Origin of the sequence: Burkholderia diffusa, from assembly GCF_001718315.1 — a bacterium.
Lineage (GTDB): Bacteria > Pseudomonadota > Gammaproteobacteria > Burkholderiales > Burkholderiaceae > Burkholderia > Burkholderia diffusa_B.
Genome location: NZ_CP013363.1, coordinates 1,718,395 through 1,736,522 on the forward strand (window position 1 = coordinate 1,718,395; position 18,128 = coordinate 1,736,522).

The window sequence follows — 18,128 nt, forward strand, 5'->3', positions numbered from 1 at the left end:
CAATTTTTACTCAAATCGATCTCAAATATTGGGCCTGCTGACCTAAAACGCTGCGATCGAGCTGTAAACACTTGGGGCGGGCGGCCGTAGCCGACCCTATTGGCCCGGCAGCGACTGCAGCGTGGGACCGGTGTGGGCGCCCCGGCTGCCAGGGGAGCAGGTCGTCGTGACATGCAGTAACAGCCTTAACGGCCCGCGTAACCCGGCAGCGGAATCAGCAAGCTAATGTAAGGCAGCCCCGATTACAGATCAGATAGAGGACCTGCCATGCATCGACGCTCGCTGCTGCACGCCATCGGACTGGCCGTCGCCCTCGCCGCCGCCGGCGGTTGGCTGCGCACCGCCTCGGCCCAATCCGCACCGCCCGGATACCGCCCTCCCGGACCGCCGCCGGACCCCGGCAGGCCGCCTTATTCGGATCGCCCGCGCTTCGCGCCGCCTGCACTGCGGCATGATCGCCGGCCACCGCCGCCGCGGCCGCACGGCTATGTTTGGACCGACGGCTACTGGCGTTGGCAGCGCGGCCGCTATATATGGGTGCCTGGACGCTGGGTTGCCCGCCGCCCCGGGCATGGATGGGTGCCCGGATACTGGCGGCGCCAGGGGCAAGTGTGGGTCTACGTCGACGGTACCTGGCGATGAGTCGCCCCGCGCCGGCCGCCGGTCGGCGCGGAGCCGTCGCTTCCAAGCCCTTGTCACTCGACACGCCGCCCCGTCCGGCACATGAACTGGCCGGCCGGGTGAATACGGATTGCGCCGGCCGCAGCCGCGACAGTTCATGTTCTTCAAACGCCGATTGCCGCGCGTGTGTCACGCCCTTCTTCGCGACGCCGCACACGTAAGCAACGCGCTCAAAACGTTTGGATAACGAAATCGTTCGATGCTGCCGCAACACGCGCACACAGTTGCGGATCGCCACACGCCCGCACGACGCACTCCGCTCAAGGCCCGCTGCTCTCCAGCCCGCGCGCACGGCGACGTGCGGCGCATATCGCACGATGATGTGCGTCGGCCGAGCCGATAATCGCGCCCATCGGCGTCGGGAACGAACACGTGAGATCCGTCAACGCTTAATCGACGCGCGGCGGCACCTCGGCATACAGCGTGCGGCTGACAAAGCCGTGGCGGACTCGCCATCACGTGCCGCATCGCACGCGGGCATCGCGCCGGTCGCCCCACGCCAACCCGAGCTCGAGCGATGCTCGAACCCGGGCGCGCGTATCAGGCGACGTCGAGCGCGAGCACCTGCTCGGTCGTCAGCACGTCGCCGAACGTGTCCGACAGCGCGCCGAGCGTGGCGCGATGGAGGTCGCGGTGCGGCACCGTGCCGCCGTCCGCGACATCGAGGTCGCGTGTTGCACACGCGTCGTCGACAACGATCACCGCGTAGCCCAGCGGCACGGCATCGCGGGCCGCGCCGGCGACGCACGCATGCGTCATCAGCCCGGTGACGATCAGCGTGTCGACGCCGGCCTCCCGCAGGCGCGCGTCGATGTCCGTCGTCGGGAACACGCTCACCGACGTCTTCTTCACGACCGCGTGATGCGGCGCAGGCTGCAGGTCCGGGTGAAAGCGGAAGCCGTCGCTGCCATCTGCAAAGAGCGGGCCGTCGGCCGCGCCCACGTGCTGGATGTGGAATACCGGGATGCCCGCGCGATCGGCGAACGCAATCACACGCTGCGCATTGCCGAGCGCGCGCGGCCCGTCGGGAATCGGCAGGCGGCCGCTGAAATATTCATTCTGGAAATCGATCACCAGCAGCGCGGTGCGGCCGACGTCGATCGACGTCGGCGCGCTCGCGCCGGCCAGGGTACGGATGGTCGGATGTTGCATAGGTCGCTCTCTGCTCCAGGTTGGCACATCGAACGGAACGGCGCCCAGCAGGCCGGCGCTGCCGCATGCGGCCCGCTGGGCGTTGGATCCTGCCTTGACCGCGAGGCGTCAGTGTCGGGCCATGCGACCCCGCGCGACAGCGGCCCGCAGGACAACGTCCGACAGGATCGGGCCAACCTGCATCAGAAAGCACACCACTGCCGGCAACGCGATGTTGCGCCGGCGCGCGGCGTCCCGAATGGCGGCCAAGCGGCCGGACGCGCCCACTCGCGTCTCGTCCATCGCGCCGGGCCCGCCGCTAGTCCGTTTGGATGGCACGAAGCGCCAGGTTTATTGCCATCATGGCCATCATTCGCCGCATGCCCTATCGAACGGCGCAGCGCACGCTCGCGCATGCCATTGCCGAAACACGCGCATGGGATCGCGCCGATCCGGTCCGCATCGTCGACGCGTCGGCCACCGCACGAGCGAGCTCGTGCGTCCCTTTCACTCCATTGGAGCAAACACGATGAAACGACTCGAAGGCAAAGTGGCGCTGATCACGGGCGGTGCTCGCGGCCAGGGCGAGGCGGAGGCGCGCCGGTTCGTCGCCGAAGGCGCACGCGTGGTGATTGCCGACGTGCTGGACGACGCCGGCCAACGCGTCGCCGCCGAACTCGGCAGCGCCGCGCGCTACCAGCATCTCGACGTGACGAGCGAAGACGACTGGCACACCGCCGTTCATGCCACGCTCGCACACTTCGGCCGGCTGGACATCCTCGTGAACAACGCAGCGATCCTGAAACTCGTGCCGATCGAGTCCTGCTCGCTCGACGACTATCGCAAGGTAATCGACGTCAACCAGGTCGGCTGCTGGCTCGGCATGAAGTCTGCACTGGCCGCGCTGAAGGACGCGGGCGGCGGCTCGATCGTCAACGTGTCGTCGACGGCCGGAATGGAAGGCGTGGCCGGCGGCACCGCGTATGTGTCGAGCAAGTTCGCGGTGCGCGGGATGACGAAGGCCGCCGCGCTCGAATTCGGCCGCCATGGAATCCGCGTGAACTCGGTTCATCCCGGCGGCATCGACACCGTGATGGCACGCCCGCCGGAATACGCCGATTTCGACCCATCGTCGATCTACAGCGGGCTGCCGATCGCGCGCATCGGCAAACCCGACGAAGTGGCGAGCCTAGTGCTGTTTCTCGCGTCCGACGAATCCGCGTATTGCACGGGCTCGGAATTCATCGTCGACGGCGGGATGCTCGCGGGCAGCACGTTCCACTGATCCGCAGCGGCATCAACGAACTGGTCCGGCCTCTCATCCGCCCCCGTCATCACGCATCCGGGAACGATCATGCCGCCGCCGGCATTCCCTCGCAGCGGCACGATGGCTTCCGAACGGAAGCGGCAAGCGATGCGACGCTCAATACCCCTTCGGCTGGATAGCCGGCGCGCCGACACCGCGCGCCGCCTGCCTGCAGCCGCGCACGAGGAAGCGGCCGTGCGGGCCGTACACACCTTCCGCTTCCGGATGCACCATCAGCAAGACTAAATACAGCAATCCGCCAACCAGCAGCGACACCGGCACGCTGAGATCGAGCCCGCCCGCCAGATTGCCGAGCGGCCCGACGAACTGGCCCGGCAGGTTCACGAACGACAGCCCGATGAACGCCGCCGGCAACCACGCGCCCATCGCGCGCAGGTTCCAGCCGTGCGTGAACCAGTAGTGGCCGCCGCGCAGCCCGCGGTTGAACACCTGCAGGTCGTCGGCGAGATAGAAGCCGCGGCGCGTCACGTAGCCGATCACCATGATCGCCATCCACGGGCAGCTGAACGTGTCGATCAGCGTCGAGAACGTCGCGACGCTTTCGACGAGGTTGAACCAGAAACGGCCGACGAAGATGAACGCGATCGCGATCGTGCCGATCAGCAGCGTCGCACGCACGCGGTTCAGGACGTGCGGAAACATGCTCGACACGTCGAGGCCCGTGCCGTATAGCGCGGTCGTGCCGGTCGACATCCCGCCGATGATCGCGATCAGGCACATCGGCAGCAGGAACCAGCGCGGCGACACGGCGAGCAGCCCGCCGACGTAGTCGTTCGACGCGATGAACGCGGGCGCCTTCGACGCGATGATCGTCGCGGTCGCCAGGCCGAAGAAGAACGGCACGAAGGTCGCGATCTGCGCGGCGAACACGGCGCCCATCACGCGCCGCTTCGGCGTCTGTTGCGGGATGTAGCGCGCCCAGTCGCCGAGCGTCGACGCGAACGACACCGGGTTGCTCAACGCGACCAGCACCGCGCCGACGAACGCGGCCCAGAAACCGGCACTGCCCCGGCTCAGCGTGCCCGCATAGTTCATGTCGAACATCCCCGCGAACGCAAGCAGGCCGGCGACGAACAACAAGCTCGCCGCCCACACGGCTATCTTGTTGACCCACAACATGAAGCGGAAACCGTAGATGCAGACGATCAGCACGAGCACCGCGAACACCATGTACGCGGCGCCGAGCGTGAAGCCGTTGACCGGCACGCCGACCATGTTGTGCGCGCCGCCGACGAGCGCATCGCCGGAACTCCACACCGCGAGCGAGAAGAACGCGATCGACGTGAGCAGCGCGAGGAAGGAACCGACGATCCGGCCGTGGATGCCGAAATGCGCGCCGGACGACACGGGGTCGCTCGTACCATTGCGCGGACCGAACAGGCTCATCGGCGCGAGGATGCAGGTGCCGGCGAGCACGCCGAGCACGATCGCGCACACCCCCGCCTTGAACGACAGCCCGACCAGCACGGGGAAGCTGCCGAGCACCGACGTGGAAAATGTATTGCAGCCGCCGAACAGCAACCGAAACAGATCGATCGGACGCGCATAGCGCGATGCGTCTGGAATCCGCTCGAAACCGAACGATTCAACTTGCGTAATCCTGCCTTCAGCCATTTGTCTCCGACTCCTCTGGTGCATCGGTACGGCACGCGACTTCGGCCATACGACACATCGTCATCAATTTGCGGCCACTCTAACCCTGATCGGGCGGCGCAAATATCACGCATTCGAGACGTTTACGACGAAGGGGAACAATGTTTCGCAGCGGGGAATCGGCCGGTTGCCGCACCGCGCATGCGGTGCGGGCAATGCAAGGCAAGTGCGATGGCGAAGCGTGGAACTGCAGCCGGCGGACCTCGGTTCGGTGCTCGGCAATGCGCTGGCCGCGCCCAAATGCAACTTCCGGCGCGGGGATGAGAACAGCATGATGCCTTGCGACGGGTTAAACTGCCGCGCAGCATAAAAGTTGAAGTTAACTTCAAATCAAGCATTCCCGGAGGGCGTCATGGGTACCGACGAAACGCCGCAATGGCCGCTGATGTCGATCCGCGAAGTGGCCGCGCGCAGCGGCGTGCCGGCATCGACGTTGCGCTTCTACGAGAAGCGCGGGCTCATCAGGTCGCATCGCAACGGCTCGAGCCATCGCCACTATTCGCGTGCGGTGCTGCGACTGATTGCGTTCATCGTGTTCGCGCAGAAGATCGGCTATTCGCTCGACGAGATCGCCGAACAACTCGCGAGCCTGCCGGAAGACACAGCGCCGACCAACAAGGACTGGCAGCGGCTATCGCGCGGCTGGAAGCAGCGCGTCGCGAACCGGATCGAGGAATTGCAGCGGCTTTACATCAACCTCGACGAGTGCATCGGTTGCGGCTGCCTGTCGCTGAAGCGCTGCAAACTGGCCAATCCCGATGACCGCGCGGGCCGCAACGGGCCAGGCGCACGGCGCTGGCTCGGTGATAAACCGCTCACGGACCGCAAATGACGCGCGGCACGCAGTGAGCGAACTGGAGCGGGTTGCCGCGAAGCCGTCGCGCGTTGCACGCGGCACTCAGTCGCCGACGAGATTGAACACGACGTCGACCACGGCCCGCCGGAACGCGTCCCGCTGCGTGGGCAGCGACGTGAACGCCAGCATCATGTGACTGTACGACACCGTCATGCCGATCGCGCTTGCGATCATGAAGAACAGCACGTTCGGATCGACCGCGCGGATCGCGCCGGCCTCGACGGCGTCGGACAGCAGCGGGAACATCACATCGTGATACGGCCGCACGAGGCGCTCCTGAAGCCGGTCGAGCCGCGCTCCCTCCTCGGTCGCCGCGGTCGAGAAGAACATGCCCATGTCGGGCTCGTCGAACTCGTGATCGACGCACAGCTCGATCGCACGCCGCACGCGCTCGCGATGCGGCAATGACGACGTACGCAGCGCGCGCAATGCGTCGAACATCGGCTCCGCGAGATCAACGATCTGCTCGACGACGGCCAGCCACAGCGTTTCCTTCGTGCCGAAATGATGGGCGATCAGCGCCGCGTCGATGCCCAGCTCGCGCGCGACCTCGCGCACGCTCGTCGCATCGTAGCCGCGCTTCGCGAACGTGCGGCGCGCGGCACGCAATATCACGTCCGGACCGACGGACGCCTCCGCCAGCGGCCGCCCGCGCGTACGCCGCTTCGACGGCGCGCGCTCAGTGACTTCAGCCACGTTTTCCTGCTCCCGTTGAATGAATCGAATGCCCGTGTTCCGGCCCCGCTTCCACATCGCCGAACCGGGCTGCCTGCCCGCTCCGTTGACACGCGAAGCCGGGAAGCGCTAGGATCATACCTTATTCATCACGTGATGATTTATCCATGACAACCCGTACTCGCATCGTGATCGTCGGCGGCGGCATCGCCGGGTTGCAGCTCGCGACCCGCCTTGGCGAGCGTCTCGGCCGCACCGGGCACGCCCAGGTCACCGTCGTCGACCGCAGCCCGACCCATGTCTGGAAGCCGATGCTGCACACGCTCGCGGCCGGTACCCGCGACGTGCAGCAACAGCAGGTGATCTTCCTTGCCCATGCGCGCGATCACGGCTACACGTACCAGCCTGGCGAATTGAAAGGGCTCGATCGCGCTCGCCGTCGCGTGCAGCTCGGCGAGATTCGCTCGCAGAGCGGCGAACGGGTGATCGACGCGCGCGAACTCGAATACGACGTGCTGATCCTCGCGCTCGGCAGCCAGGCCAACGATTTCGGCGTGCCGGGCGTGCGCGAGCACTGCTACTTCATCGACAGCCAGCAACAGGCCGAGACCTTCAACGAAGCATTGCGGATGCGCGTGTTTCGCAGCGTCGCGCACGACGAGCCGTTTCGCGTCGCGATCGTCGGTGCGGGCGCAACGGGCGTGGAGCTCGCAGCGGAATTGAGCCGGCTGCTGGAAGTGGCGCAGGCGTACGGCGACGAGACGGTGCGTGAACGGCTGCAGCTCACGCTGCTCGAAAGCGGCCCGCGCATCCTCGCCGCGTTTCCGCCGAGGATTTCCGCGTCGGCGCAGCGGCGGCTCGAGCAGATCGGCTTTCGCGTACTGACGTCGACGCGCGTGACGGCGGCCGATGCGAACGGGTTTCACTATGGCGACGGCTCGTTCGCGGAAGCAGATCTGATGGTATGGGCGGCCGGCGTGAAGGCGCCGGATTTCATGCAGGCACTGGGCGGGCTCGACACGAACCGCGCGAACCAGATCCTGGTCGGGCCCACATTGCAGGCCACGGCCGACGAGCACGTGTTCGCGATCGGCGATTGCGCGAGCCTGCAGCCCGACGGCCACGAGCGGCCGCTGCCGCCCACCGGGCAGGTCGCGGCCCAGCAGGCCGAGCATCTCGCGAAGCACTTGCCTGCATGGCTCGACGGCAAACCGCTGCCGCCGTTCGCGTTCCACGATTTCGGCGCACTCGTGTCGATCAGCGACTACGACGCGTTCGGCACGCTCGGGCAATTCGGCTTCTTTCGCGGCGGCTTCATTCAGGGGCGTTTCGCACAATTCAGCCACCTGATGCTGTACCGGCGCCACCAGCAGGCGCTGCACGGATTTTCCAAGGCGACGCTGCTGTGGATCGCCGAACGGATCAACGGCTGCGTGCAGCCGCGCATCCGCTTGTCGTGATGCCGCATGTCGCGTCATCACGTAACGTTTCGAGGGAAATAAGGATGAGCAACAGTGCAATTGCCTGGCTCAAGACGGTCGCCGCGATCGGCAGCTTCGACATGCCGTCTGTTTCATTGGCCGCGCCGCGTCGGCGTACCGTCACACGCGATCGCCTGCCGTCGTGGGACGCGACGAGCCAGCCGACGATCAGCGTGCTCGAGCGCCCCACGGCCGACACCGTGATGATTTCGTGGTGCGACGCATGCACCGGCCACTATGGTTACCAGAAGTGGCGGCTGTTCACGACGCGCAAGCGCGGCGTCTGTGCGCTGTCGGGGCAGCCGATCGCGCCAGGCGACAGCGTGTATGCGCCGCAATTGCTGGGCTCGGCGCCGGGCAACGCCGCCGCGATGGTGCTGGCGGCGTCCATCGACGAGGCGTGTGCCGCTTAAGCGGACGTCGCCTGACCGGCACCATAGGCCGGATCGCAGTTCTGCCGATCCAGTTCCGCGTCGAGATGCGCGGCATGCGCGAGCGCTTCGGACTCCGACATCAGTTCGCCCTCCCACTTCGCGACCACTGCGCTCGCAATCGAATTGCCCACCGCATTGGTGGCCGAGCGGCCCATGTCGAGGAACGTGTCGACGCCGAGGATCAGCAACAGCCCCGCTTCCGGGATATCGAACTGGTGCAGCGTCGCCGCGATCACGACGAGCGATGCGCGCGGCACGCCGGCCATCCCCTTCGACGTCAGCATCAGCACCAGCAGCATCGTGATCTGCGTGCCGAGCGACAGGTGGATGTTGTACGCCTGCGCGATGAACAGCGACGCGAACGTGCAGTACATCATCGAGCCGTCGAGGTTGAACGAATAACCCATCGGCATCACGAAGCTCGAGATCTTGCGCCGCACGCCGAACCGGTCGAGCGCGTCGAGGATCTTCGGGTACGCGGCTTCCGAGCTGGCCGTCGCGAACGACAGCATGAACGCTTCCTTGATCAGCACCAGCAGCTTGAATACGCGCCGGCCGAGGAACAGCAGGCCGGCGAGCACGAGCGTGCTCCACAACAGGAACAGGCTCACGTAGAAGTCGCCCATGAACACCGCGAACTTCAGCAACACCGACAGCCCGTTAACCGCGACGGTCGCGGCCATCGCCGCCAGCACCGCGAGCGGCGCGAGCTTCATCACGTAGCCGGTGATCTTCAGCATCACGTGCGCCAGCTGGTCGATTGCGGCGACGAGGATCTTGCCGCGCTCGCCGAGCGCGGCGAGCGCCACGCCGAAGAACATCGAGAACACGACGATCTGCAGGATCTCGTTGTTCGCCGGAAACACTCGCCAACGCCGAAATCAACGCTGCCGAGGTTTCTCGATTCTTCACTGGTTAGCGGCGTGATGGTTGGTCTTTCACGCCGGAATTTATCGAAACACCTACGCGCACAGTATCCGAAACTGAAGTATTACGGAAAATTTCTTAACTATTGTCACGACGATTTCAGGCCATCACTCAACTGAAATCGGCAAATCAAACAGTCCACTCAATATCTCGCGCTCAAACAGCCGGAGCGATTGACACTTTGAATACATCTTCAAAAGAATAATCGTGGCGTCGGCAACGATATTCCCGTTTCTTTCGCCGCCTCTGCCTCGCACCTTCCAGAAGCGGCAATTGACATTTCACTTCACCATCGATTCTCGATTTGCCTCGCAACCGCTGCGCCCGTCCATCTCAAAAATGGCGTGTCCAATTTGCAACATCGCATCGACGTCAGGTTGCGATTCAGAGAAACGAGAACCATGGATTTCTGAAAAAAGCAGGGACGGACGCGCTGCAAATGTCCCGGCTTCCTGCTTCGAACCGTGGCACGCGTCCGAACCGGAACCGGACGCATGCCCCAATCGTCTGCATCCGAATCAGTTCTCGACGTCCTCGAGGCTGAACACTTCCGTCTTGTCGTTGTACGAAAAGACTTCGCCGTAACGCCCCCAGTCGATCACCGCGTCGAGCGTTTCCTCGGCTGCCTCGTCCGACAGGAAATCCTCGAGTTCCTGCTCGAAGCGCACGCGCGGCGCGCGATGGCCGGGGCGCTCGTTCAGCACCTTCCTGATTCGCGCCGCGAGCGGCACGTGCTTCAACAGATGATCCGCGAACATCAGCTTGCGCTCCTGCGTGCCGAATTCCGCAAACACGCGCGCGGGCGGCGTGAGAAACACGTCACCTTCGCGCACGTCGGCAAAGCCGAGGTACTGCAGCACTTCGGCGATCGGGAACAGTTCGTCCACTTCCAGATGCAGCGTACGCGCGATTTCCGGCATGTCGGCGCGGCCGTGATACGGTGCCATCGCGAGCGTCTCGATCAGGCCGGCCATCAGGTTGGTCGACACGCGCGGCATCCAGCTGCCGAGCTCGAGCCCCTTCTTCGTCGCCTCGCCGGTCTGGCGTGCGGTCATCTTCGCGTAGATGTCGTCGACGAGCTTGCGGAAATCCGGATCCAGCCGGTTGCGCGGATGCTTGAACGGCACCTTGATCTCGGCGATCACGCGGCCCGGATTCGACGACAGCACCAGAATGCGGTCACACATGAACACCGCTTCCTCGATGTTGTGCGTGACGATCAGCACCGACTTGATCGGCATGCGGCCTTGCGTCCAAAGGTCGAGCAGGTCGGTGCGCAGCGTTTCGGCCGTCAGCACGTCGAGCGCCGAGAACGGCTCGTCCATCAGCAGGATCGTCGGGTCGACGACGAGCGCGCGCGCAAAGCCCACGCGCTGGCGCATGCCGCCCGACAGCTCGCGCGGATACGCGTTCTCGAAGCCGTCCAGACCGATCAGGTCGATCGCGGCGAGCGCGCGCTCGCGACGCTCGCGCGCACCGACGCCGAGCGCTTCCAGACCGGCTTCCACGTTCTGCAGCACGGTCAGCCACGGGAACAGCGCGAAGGTCTGGAACACCATCGCGACGCCTTCGGCCGGCCCGGTCAGCGGCTTGCCGAGGTAGGTCACTTCACCGCCGGTCGGTTCGATCAGCCCGGCGATGATTCGCAGCAGCGTGGATTTGCCCGAGCCCGAACGGCCGAGCAGCCCGACGATCTCGCCTTCGCGCAGCGACAGGTTCGCGTCGTCGAGCACCAGCAGTTCGCCCTGCGACTTGTTGAAGCCGCGGCAGACGTGATCGACGCGCAGGATCTCCTCGCCGAGTCGCGGCGGATGAAGCGGCTGGGACGTCTGGGCGGGGGCGTTGATTACGGTCGAATTTTGCATCGCGCTTACTCTCAATCGAGACGGAGCCGGGATTCCGCATAGGCGTACATCGGACGCCACAGCAGACGGTTGAACAAGGTAACGAACAAGGACATCACGGCGATGCCCAGGATGATCTTCGGAAAGTCGCCGGCGGCCGTCGTCTGTGCAATATACGAGCCGAGACCATGCGCGACGACCTTCGTGTCGCCCCACTGCACGAACTCGGACACGATGCTCGCGTTCCACGCGCCACCCGACGCGGTGATCGCACCGGTCACGTAATACGGGAAGATGCCGGGCAGCATCGCCTGCCGCCACCACTGCCAGCCGCGAATGCGGAAATTCTTCGTCGCTTCCTTGTAGTCGTTCGGATAGGACATCGCGCCGGCGATCACGTTGAACAGGATGTACCACTGCGTGCCGAGCACGATCAGCGGCGACAGCCAGATGTCGGCATTCAGATGGAAGTGGACGATCACGATCACGAACACCGGGAACAGCAGGTTCGCCGGGAACGCGGCGAGGAACTGCGCGAGCGGCTGGATCTTCTCGGCCAGCGCGGGGCGCAGCCCGATCAGTACGCCGAGCGGCACCCACACCACCGACGCGATCGCGATCAGCACGATCACGCGCAGCAGCGTGATCAGCCCGAGCGTCAGCACGTGGCCGACCTCGCTCATCGTCACGCCGGTCGCGACGAAACTGACGACGCGCCACGCAACGTACACGGTCAGCAGGATCACGAACGCGCCCCATACGATGTCGCCGATCCGCGACGGGCGGCGGCTCGATACGCCGCGGACGCCGACACCGCCGAACGACGGCACGCGCAGCGGAATCCGCGCGGCCTGCGACAGCAGCCAGCCGGCCGGCACCAGCAACTGATGGATCAGGTGCGTGCGGCGCAGCATGTCGAGCAGCCAGGATTGCGGCGCGTCGCCTGACGCGGTGTTCTCCATCCGGAACTTGTCGGCCCATGCGACGAGCGGACGGAACAGGAACTGGTCGTACGCAAGGATCACGACCGACATCGCGACGATCACCCAGCCCACCGCGCCGAGGTTCTTGTCGGCGATCGCCTGCGCGAGATACGCGCCGATGCCGGGCAGCGTGATGGTCTGGTTGCCGACGGTGATGGCCTCCGACGCGACGACGAAGAACCAGCCGCCCGACATCGACATCATCATGTTCCAGATCAGCCCCGGCATCGAGAACGGCACCTCGAGCTTCCAGAAGCGCTGCCACGACGTCAGGTGAAAGCCGCGCGACACTTCGCTCAGATCGCGCGGCACCGTGCGCAGCGACTGGTAGAAGCTGAACGTCATGTTCCACGCCTGGCTCGTGAAGATCGCGAAGATCGCGGCCAGTTCAGCGCCGAGCACGCGGCCCGGAAACAGTGCAAGGAAGAACGTGACCGTAAACGAGATATAGCCGAGCACCGGCACCGACTGCAGGATGTCGAGGATCGGGATCAGCACCATGCCGGCGCGACGGCTCTTCGCGGCGAGCGTGCCGTAGACGAGCGTGAACGCGAGCGACGCGACCATCGCGGCGAGCATTCGCAGCGTGGTGCGCAATGCGTATTCGGGCAGGTTCGACGGATCGAGCGAGATCTTCTGCGTCTGCAGGGTGGCGATCGGCGCCATCGTCTCGTGGAAGCCGACGATCGCCATCGCGAGTATGCCGATGATCAGCGGAAACGCGACCGCATCCCAGCGGTTGGGGAGCACGCGCCACGCGGACGCGTTGGCGGTGCGATTCGGATCGAAGAAACTGATATCCATCGGTAGCGTCTTGGTCGAATTGAAAATCGATGGGGCCGGCCGCGTGCCGCGCGACCGCGTATGACATCGGCCGGCGCGGCTCAGAACAGCGTGTGCAGCGCCCGATACCGTGCCGCCGACGGCGCGACGGCGAGCAGCACGAACGGCAGGACCAAGCTTGCCCGGACCGAACCGTGATCCACGCTCGGCTGAGCGCCGACGTGGACGATGCCGCTGGCAACGATCAGAAAGAACAACGCGAGGCTGAGGGTGCGCGTGCTTCGACCGCCCGCACGACTGATTTCCGTTGCCGCGAGATTCGGCATGAGGGGCTCCGGAGAAGTGATTCGGTGTCGCAGGCTATCGGGCGGACATGACGCAAACGTGACGTGTCACTTACAGGACATTGACAAGTCATCCGCGAACGATCCGTCATTGCTCGCAAGACTCGAACGGCCGCCTTCCGCGCAAGCAAGCGGGAATAAACCCGTCACCGCATCGGTATGGCATGCGAAAGCGCCGGCTAATTCCAGGACGATCCGGCCGTCCGGTTCCGTCATACGAATGCGAGGCTCACATGTCTTCATCGACTCCCACCCGCCCGTCGCGCCGCAAGGCCCTGCAATGCATGGCATTCGGCGGCCTCGGCACGCTGTTTACGCTGTCGGGCGGCATCCTCACGCCGTTCGATCTCGCGCTGGCGCAAAGCGGCGCCGCACTCCCCGCGAACGCGGGCCGGCCGCTGTTCGTGCAGATCAGCGACACGCACATCGGCTTCAACAAGGACGCGAATCCCGACGTCGCGGCCACGTTGCGGCAGACGATCGATCTGGTCAACGGGATGCCTGCCGCGCCCGCGCTCGCGATTCACACCGGCGACATCACACACCTGTCCAAGGCGGAAGAATTCGACCACGCGTCGCAACTGCTGTCCGCGCTGCGCGTGCCCGAGCTGCATACGGTGCCCGGCGAACACGACGTGACCGACGGCTCGGGCGCGGAATATTTCAGCCGATTCGGCAAGGCGTCCGACAACCGCGGCTACTACAGCTTCGATCATGCGGGCGTGCATTTCGTCGCGCTCGTCAACGTGATGCATTTCAAGCCCAACGGGCTCGGCAGCTTCGGCGACGAGCAACTCGCGTGGCTCGCGCAGGATCTGAAGGGGCAATCGTCGAGCACGCCGATCGTCGTGTTCTCGCACATGCCGATGTGGACTATCTACGAGCCGTGGGGCTGGGGCACCGGCGACGCGCCGCAAACGATGGCGCTGCTGCGCCGCTTCGGCTCCGTCACCGTGCTGAACGGGCACATCCACCAGATCGTGTCGAAGGTCGAGGGCAACGTGACGTTCCACACCGCGCGCTCCACCGCGTTCCCGCAGCCGACCGCCGGCAACGGCCCGGGTCCGGTGCCGCTCACGGTGCCGCACGACCGGCTGCCCGCGATGCTCGGCGTGACGACCGTCGATTTCGCCGGCCATCCCGTCGCCGCGTCGCTGCACGACACGACGCTCGCCTGATCCTGATACGCAAGGAGACCGACATGACCATCCTCAAGCGCTCGACGCTGGCCGCCGCGCTCCTGTGCGCGGCCGCGGCCGGCACGCCGCTCGCCGCCCTCGCGCAAACCCCGGCCGGCCCGCTCGTGACGATTCGCAATTTCATGTTTTCGCCGATGTCGACCACGATCAAGGCCGGCACGACGGTCACGTGGAAAAACCTCGACGCCGAACCGCATACCGTCGTCAACGACGCGGGCATCTTCCACTCGAAAGCGCTCGACCAGGACGAGACCTACTCGTTTCGTTTCGACAAGCCGGGCGTCTACAAGGTGTTCTGCGGGATTCATCCGTACATGAAGGAGACCATCACCGTGGAATGACGCGGCGCGCCGCATGGCCCGCGAACGTCCAACCGCGCGGACGCCGCCCGACGATCGCCTACACTGGTTCCATCCGGCCGGCCCCCCGCCGGCCGTCACCGACCACGAGGCAAGCGATGACGGCAAGTCAACCCGCACATCCGGCACTGCCGGGCCAGGTCGTGCTCGTGCTCCAGGGCGGCGGCGCGCTGGGCGCATACCAGCTCGGCGTATTCGAGGCGATGGACGCGGCGGGCATTCAGCCCGACTGGGTCATCGGCACGTCGATCGGCGCGATCAACGCGGCGCTGATCGCCGGCAACGCGCCTGGACACCGCGCGCAACGGATGGGCGAATTCTGGCGTCACGTCACCGAACGGCCCGCCGTGAACGTGCCGGGCTTTCCCACGAGCTGGGACAAGATCGGCTCGGAACTCGCGGTCATCGGCGCGGGCCTGCCGGGATTCTTCCGGCCGAATCCCGCTGCATGGCTCGGGCCGCTCGCGCGGGTCGGCGTCGAGCGCGCGTCTTACTACGTGGTCGAGCCGCTGCGCGACACGCTTGCGTCGCTCGTCGACCTTGACCTGATGAACGCGGGCCGGCCACGACTGACCGTCGGCGCGGTCAACGCGTGCACGGGCACGATGCGCTATTTCGATTCGCGCGAGCGGCCGCTCGGCATCGAGCACGTGATGAGTTCGGGCGCGCTGCCGCCCGCGTTCCCCGCCGTGCGGGTCGACGGCACGCCCTACTGGGACGGCGGCATCTACTCGAATACGCCGGTCGAGGTCGTTCTGGACGACGCCCCGCGTCGCAGCTCGGTGATTTTCTCGGTGCAGATGTGGAATCCGGTCGGGCCGGAGCCGCAAAGCATCTGGCAGGTGTCGGAGCGGCAGAAGGACATCCAGTATGCGAGCCGCACGGACAGCAACATCGCGCGGCAGCAGCAGATTCACCGGCTGCGCCACGTGATCCGTGAACTGGTGATGCGGCTGCCGGAGGCGGAGCGCACGACGGCCGATGTGAAAGCACTCGCCGCGTGGGGATGCCAGACCACGATGCACGTGATCAAGCTCGCGGCGCCGCGACTCGACGGCGACGATCAGTGGAAGGACATCGATTTCACACCCGCCGGTATCGCGGCGCGCCGGCAGGCCGGGTTCGACGCGACCATGCAGGCGATCGCCGCGCGGCCCTGGGATCTGCCGATGGACCCGACGGAAGGGCTCAGCGTCTGGAGTCCGGAAGAAAACCGGATCGGCGAGCGGCATAACTGACGCCGCGGGCGCCGTGCCGCGCGTTGCGCTTACAGTGCGCGCACGATCCCGCCGTCGACCCGAATGTTCTGGCCGGTGATGTAGCCGGCGCCTTCCGACAGCAGAAACGTCACCGTCTGCGCGATCTCCTGCGTTCTGCCGAAGCGGCCGACCGGAATGCGCGCGACGATCTCGGGCGTCTCCGGCCAGCTGTCGATGAAGCCGGGCAGCACCGAATTGATGCGGATGTTGTCCTTCGCATATCGATCGGCGTACAGGCGCGTGACGGAACTCAGCGCCGCGCGCAGCGCGGACGACACCGGCATCGCCTGCTCGGGTGCATCGGCCGCGAAGCTCGAGATGTTGACCACCGCGCCGCCGCCCTGCTTCAGGAAGACGGGCGTCACCCGGCGCAGCACGCGAACGACGTTGAGCACGATCAGGTCGAGCCCCGCGTGCCATTTGTCGTCCTCGATCGCGAGCAGGTCGCCCTTTGGCGGATGCCCGGTGTTGTTGACGACCGCGTCGATGCGGCCGTACTTCGCGAGCGTCCCGTTCACGAAACGCTCGATGTCGGCATCTTCCGTGACGGAGCCAGCCATGCCGAAACCGCCGAGTTCCCCGGCAAGCTCTACCGCGCTGCCGGACGGCGACATCAGCGCCACGCGATAACCGCTGCTCGCAAGATCCCGCGCGATTGCAGCGCCCATGCCCTTGCCCGCCGCCGTCACCAATGCCACTTTCTCTACAGTCATGCTGTTCTCCCGGATAGGTCGGCTCAGCGCCGCGATGTTCGTCATGAAGCGCTACTCTAGGACTCTATAATCGCCCTGTCGAACGATGATTTCTCCACACACACTGTAGATTTTCTACTGCATGAAGGTTCTGTCGCGTACCCGTCGGTTCCCGCCGCTCAATGCACTTCGCGCGTTCGAGGCCGCCGCGCGTCACCTCAATTTCCGGCTGGCCGCCGACGAACTCGGCGTGACCCAGGGCGCGGTGGCGCAGCAGGTCAGGCATCTGGAGGACGTCGTGGAGATTCAGCTGTTCCGGCGGCTGCCCAGGGGGCTGGCGCTGACGCGCGAAGGGCTCGAGTACTTTTCGTCGGTCCAGCGCGCGCTTCAGATCATCGCCGATGCGACGGACGCCCTGGGCCAGCGTCCCATGGTCCTGACGGTCAGCACGACGCCATCGTTCGCGTCGAAGTGGCTGATCCCGCGCCTGTCGGACTTCGGCCGCCTGCACCCCGACATCGAGGTTCGCGTCATCGCCGACGAACGCCTTGCGTCGTTCCGGGCCGACGGCGTCGACATCGCGATCCGGCTCGGCAAGCCGCCGTTCCCGGCCAGCCTCGTCGCGCAATTGCTGTTTCCGCTCGACATCTTCGCCGTCGCCAGCCCGACACTGCTGGACAGCGCCCCGCCGATCCGAACACCCGTTGATTTGTCGAAGCATGCGCTGTTGCACGACGCGCACGACCTGTGGCCGGAGTTCATCGAGAAGCTCGGCGGAAAGGGGCAGACCGATCCGACGAAAGGGCCGCGGTTCAGCCAGTCGCTGCTCGCCATCGACGCCGCCATCGCGGGTCAAGGCATCGCGCTGACCAGCGAGCCGCTCGTCGAACGCGATATCGCGGAAGGCCGGCTGCGCCGCGTGTTCGATTTTTCGTTTCCGATGTCGCTCGGGTTTTACGTCGTCTTTCCGCAGGCCAGCGCCCATTCGGAAGCGCTCGAGGCCATGCGCCGCTGGCTGTTCGCGCAATACGCGGACGCGTGACGCGCTGATGCCCCGACCGATCAACAACCCCACTCGCGTCAGTGCCTTCGCGCATATCGCATTTTTCCGATATATGATTCGCCCATCGACGATACCCGTTTGCACCGGTTTTCCAGCAGAACGCCCCGAACGCCATACCCTTCCATGCCGACCGAACTCGACATCGACGCGATCCTGAAAGCGCTTTCGAACCCCGTGCGCCGGGAAATCCTCGTCTGGCTGAAAACGCCGGGCGCGCATTTCCCGGAGCAGACGCTGCCGTACGACCACGGCGTCTGTGCCGGACAGATCGACGCGCGCTGCGGGCTGTCGCAGTCGACCGTCTCCGCGCATCTGGCGACGCTGCAGCGCGCCGGGCTCGTGACGTCGACGCGGATCGGCCAGTGGGCGTTCTTCAAGCGCAACGAGGCCGTCATCGACGCATTTCTCGACGCTCTGCGCCGCGAACTCTGACCCAG

The 18,128-nt window shown here is 65.6% G+C and carries 17 protein-coding genes and 2 pseudogenes; 10 read left to right on the top strand and 9 right to left on the bottom strand.

What is annotated here, in order from left to right:
• Positions 1–267: 267 nt before the first annotated feature.
• Entirely contained in the window at positions 268–642 is a 375-nt protein-coding gene (locus WI26_RS31650; protein ID WP_081334331.1) for a YXWGXW repeat-containing protein, read from the top strand.
• A gap of 299 nt (positions 643–941) precedes the next feature.
• Here WI26_RS31650 and WI26_RS33100 read toward each other — a convergent pair.
• Both WI26_RS33100 and WI26_RS22935 read right to left on the bottom strand, forming a co-directional pair.
• Positions 942–1,121 (bottom strand): annotated as a pseudogene (locus WI26_RS33100) (transcriptional regulator); the annotation flags it as partial.
• A 100-nt stretch (positions 1,122–1,221) separates the two neighbouring features.
• Positions 1,222–1,833 carry a cysteine hydrolase family protein gene (locus WI26_RS22935; RefSeq protein ID WP_069227294.1) on the bottom strand — a complete coding sequence of 204 codons (612 nt, stop codon included), beginning with the start codon at positions 1,831–1,833 and terminating at the stop codon, positions 1,222–1,224.
• A gap of 508 nt (positions 1,834–2,341) precedes the next feature.
• Here WI26_RS22935 and WI26_RS22940 point away from each other — a divergent pair.
• Positions 2,342–3,097 carry a glucose 1-dehydrogenase gene (locus tag WI26_RS22940; RefSeq protein WP_069227295.1) on the top strand — a complete coding sequence of 252 codons (756 nt, stop codon included), beginning with the start codon at positions 2,342–2,344 and terminating at the stop codon, positions 3,095–3,097.
• 138 nt (positions 3,098–3,235) lie between these two features.
• Here WI26_RS22940 and WI26_RS22945 read toward each other — a convergent pair whose 3' ends face one another.
• On the bottom strand, positions 3,236–4,753 hold the full coding sequence (locus WI26_RS22945) for a purine-cytosine permease family protein (protein WP_236849321.1): 1,518 nt from the start codon (positions 4,751–4,753) through the stop codon (positions 3,236–3,238).
• A gap of 391 nt (positions 4,754–5,144) precedes the next feature.
• Between WI26_RS22945 and soxR the strand changes: the two genes are divergently transcribed.
• Positions 5,145–5,624, top strand: a complete 480-nt coding sequence (soxR, locus tag WI26_RS22950; protein ID WP_069227297.1) for a redox-sensitive transcriptional activator SoxR — start codon at positions 5,145–5,147, stop codon at positions 5,622–5,624.
• A gap of 66 nt (positions 5,625–5,690) precedes the next feature.
• Here soxR and WI26_RS22955 read toward each other — a convergent pair whose 3' ends face one another.
• Complete coding sequence (locus tag WI26_RS22955) at positions 5,691–6,344, bottom strand: TetR/AcrR family transcriptional regulator (protein ID WP_069227839.1); 654 nt, start codon at positions 6,342–6,344, stop codon at positions 5,691–5,693.
• A 146-nt stretch (positions 6,345–6,490) separates the two neighbouring features.
• Between WI26_RS22955 and WI26_RS22960 the strand changes: the two genes are divergently transcribed.
• A complete protein-coding gene (locus WI26_RS22960) occupies positions 6,491–7,783 on the top strand; it encodes an NAD(P)/FAD-dependent oxidoreductase (protein ID WP_069227298.1) in 1,293 nt (430 codons plus the stop codon).
• A gap of 44 nt (positions 7,784–7,827) precedes the next feature.
• Positions 7,828–8,217: a DUF3331 domain-containing protein gene (locus WI26_RS22965; RefSeq protein ID WP_069227299.1), complete on the top strand. Its 390-nt coding sequence runs from the start codon at positions 7,828–7,830 to the stop codon at positions 8,215–8,217.
• On the opposite strand, the pseudogene WI26_RS22970 reads toward WI26_RS22965, so the two are convergent.
• The 4 genes and pseudogenes from WI26_RS22970 to WI26_RS22985 form a co-directional block, all read right to left on the bottom strand.
• Positions 8,214–9,095: pseudogene (locus WI26_RS22970) on the bottom strand (dicarboxylate/amino acid:cation symporter); the annotation flags it as partial. The gene WI26_RS22965 and the pseudogene WI26_RS22970 overlap by 4 nt on opposite strands.
• A 588-nt stretch (positions 9,096–9,683) precedes the next feature.
• Complete coding sequence (locus tag WI26_RS22975; RefSeq protein WP_069227300.1) at positions 9,684–11,030, bottom strand: AAA-associated domain-containing protein; 1,347 nt, start codon at positions 11,028–11,030, stop codon at positions 9,684–9,686.
• An 11-nt stretch (positions 11,031–11,041) separates the two neighbouring features.
• Entirely contained in the window at positions 11,042–12,796 is a 1,755-nt protein-coding gene (locus tag WI26_RS22980; RefSeq protein ID WP_069227301.1) for an ABC transporter permease, read from the bottom strand.
• Positions 12,797–12,876: 80 nt separating this feature from the next.
• Entirely contained in the window at positions 12,877–13,101 is a 225-nt protein-coding gene (locus WI26_RS22985; RefSeq protein ID WP_069227302.1) for a hypothetical protein, read from the bottom strand.
• 251 nt (positions 13,102–13,352) lie between these two features.
• Between WI26_RS22985 and WI26_RS22990 the strand changes: the two genes are divergently transcribed.
• The 3 genes from WI26_RS22990 (at position 13,353) to WI26_RS23000 (ending at position 15,915) form a co-directional block, all read left to right on the top strand.
• A complete protein-coding gene (locus WI26_RS22990; RefSeq protein ID WP_069227303.1) occupies positions 13,353–14,297 on the top strand; it encodes a metallophosphoesterase family protein in 945 nt (314 codons plus the stop codon).
• Positions 14,298–14,320: 23 nt separating this feature from the next.
• Positions 14,321–14,659 carry a cupredoxin domain-containing protein gene (locus tag WI26_RS22995; RefSeq protein WP_059468430.1) on the top strand — a complete coding sequence of 113 codons (339 nt, stop codon included), beginning with the start codon at positions 14,321–14,323 and terminating at the stop codon, positions 14,657–14,659.
• Between the two features lie 116 nt (positions 14,660–14,775).
• Positions 14,776–15,915: a patatin-like phospholipase family protein gene (locus WI26_RS23000; RefSeq protein ID WP_069227304.1), complete on the top strand. Its 1,140-nt coding sequence runs from the start codon at positions 14,776–14,778 to the stop codon at positions 15,913–15,915.
• Between the two features lie 29 nt (positions 15,916–15,944).
• Here the strand turns inward: WI26_RS23000 and WI26_RS23005 are convergent, their stop codons facing one another.
• Positions 15,945–16,649 carry an SDR family oxidoreductase gene (locus tag WI26_RS23005; RefSeq protein WP_059468428.1) on the bottom strand — a complete coding sequence of 235 codons (705 nt, stop codon included), beginning with the start codon at positions 16,647–16,649 and terminating at the stop codon, positions 15,945–15,947.
• 121 nt (positions 16,650–16,770) lie between these two features.
• On the opposite strand from WI26_RS23005, the gene gcvA reads away from it, so the two are divergent.
• Both gcvA and WI26_RS23015 read left to right on the top strand, forming a co-directional pair.
• On the top strand, positions 16,771–17,670 hold the full coding sequence (gene gcvA, locus WI26_RS23010) for a transcriptional regulator GcvA (RefSeq protein ID WP_069227305.1): 900 nt from the start codon (positions 16,771–16,773) through the stop codon (positions 17,668–17,670).
• A 144-nt stretch (positions 17,671–17,814) separates the two neighbouring features.
• Positions 17,815–18,123: an ArsR/SmtB family transcription factor gene (locus WI26_RS23015; RefSeq protein WP_059468426.1), complete on the top strand. Its 309-nt coding sequence runs from the start codon at positions 17,815–17,817 to the stop codon at positions 18,121–18,123.
• Positions 18,124–18,128 lie beyond the last annotated feature (5 nt).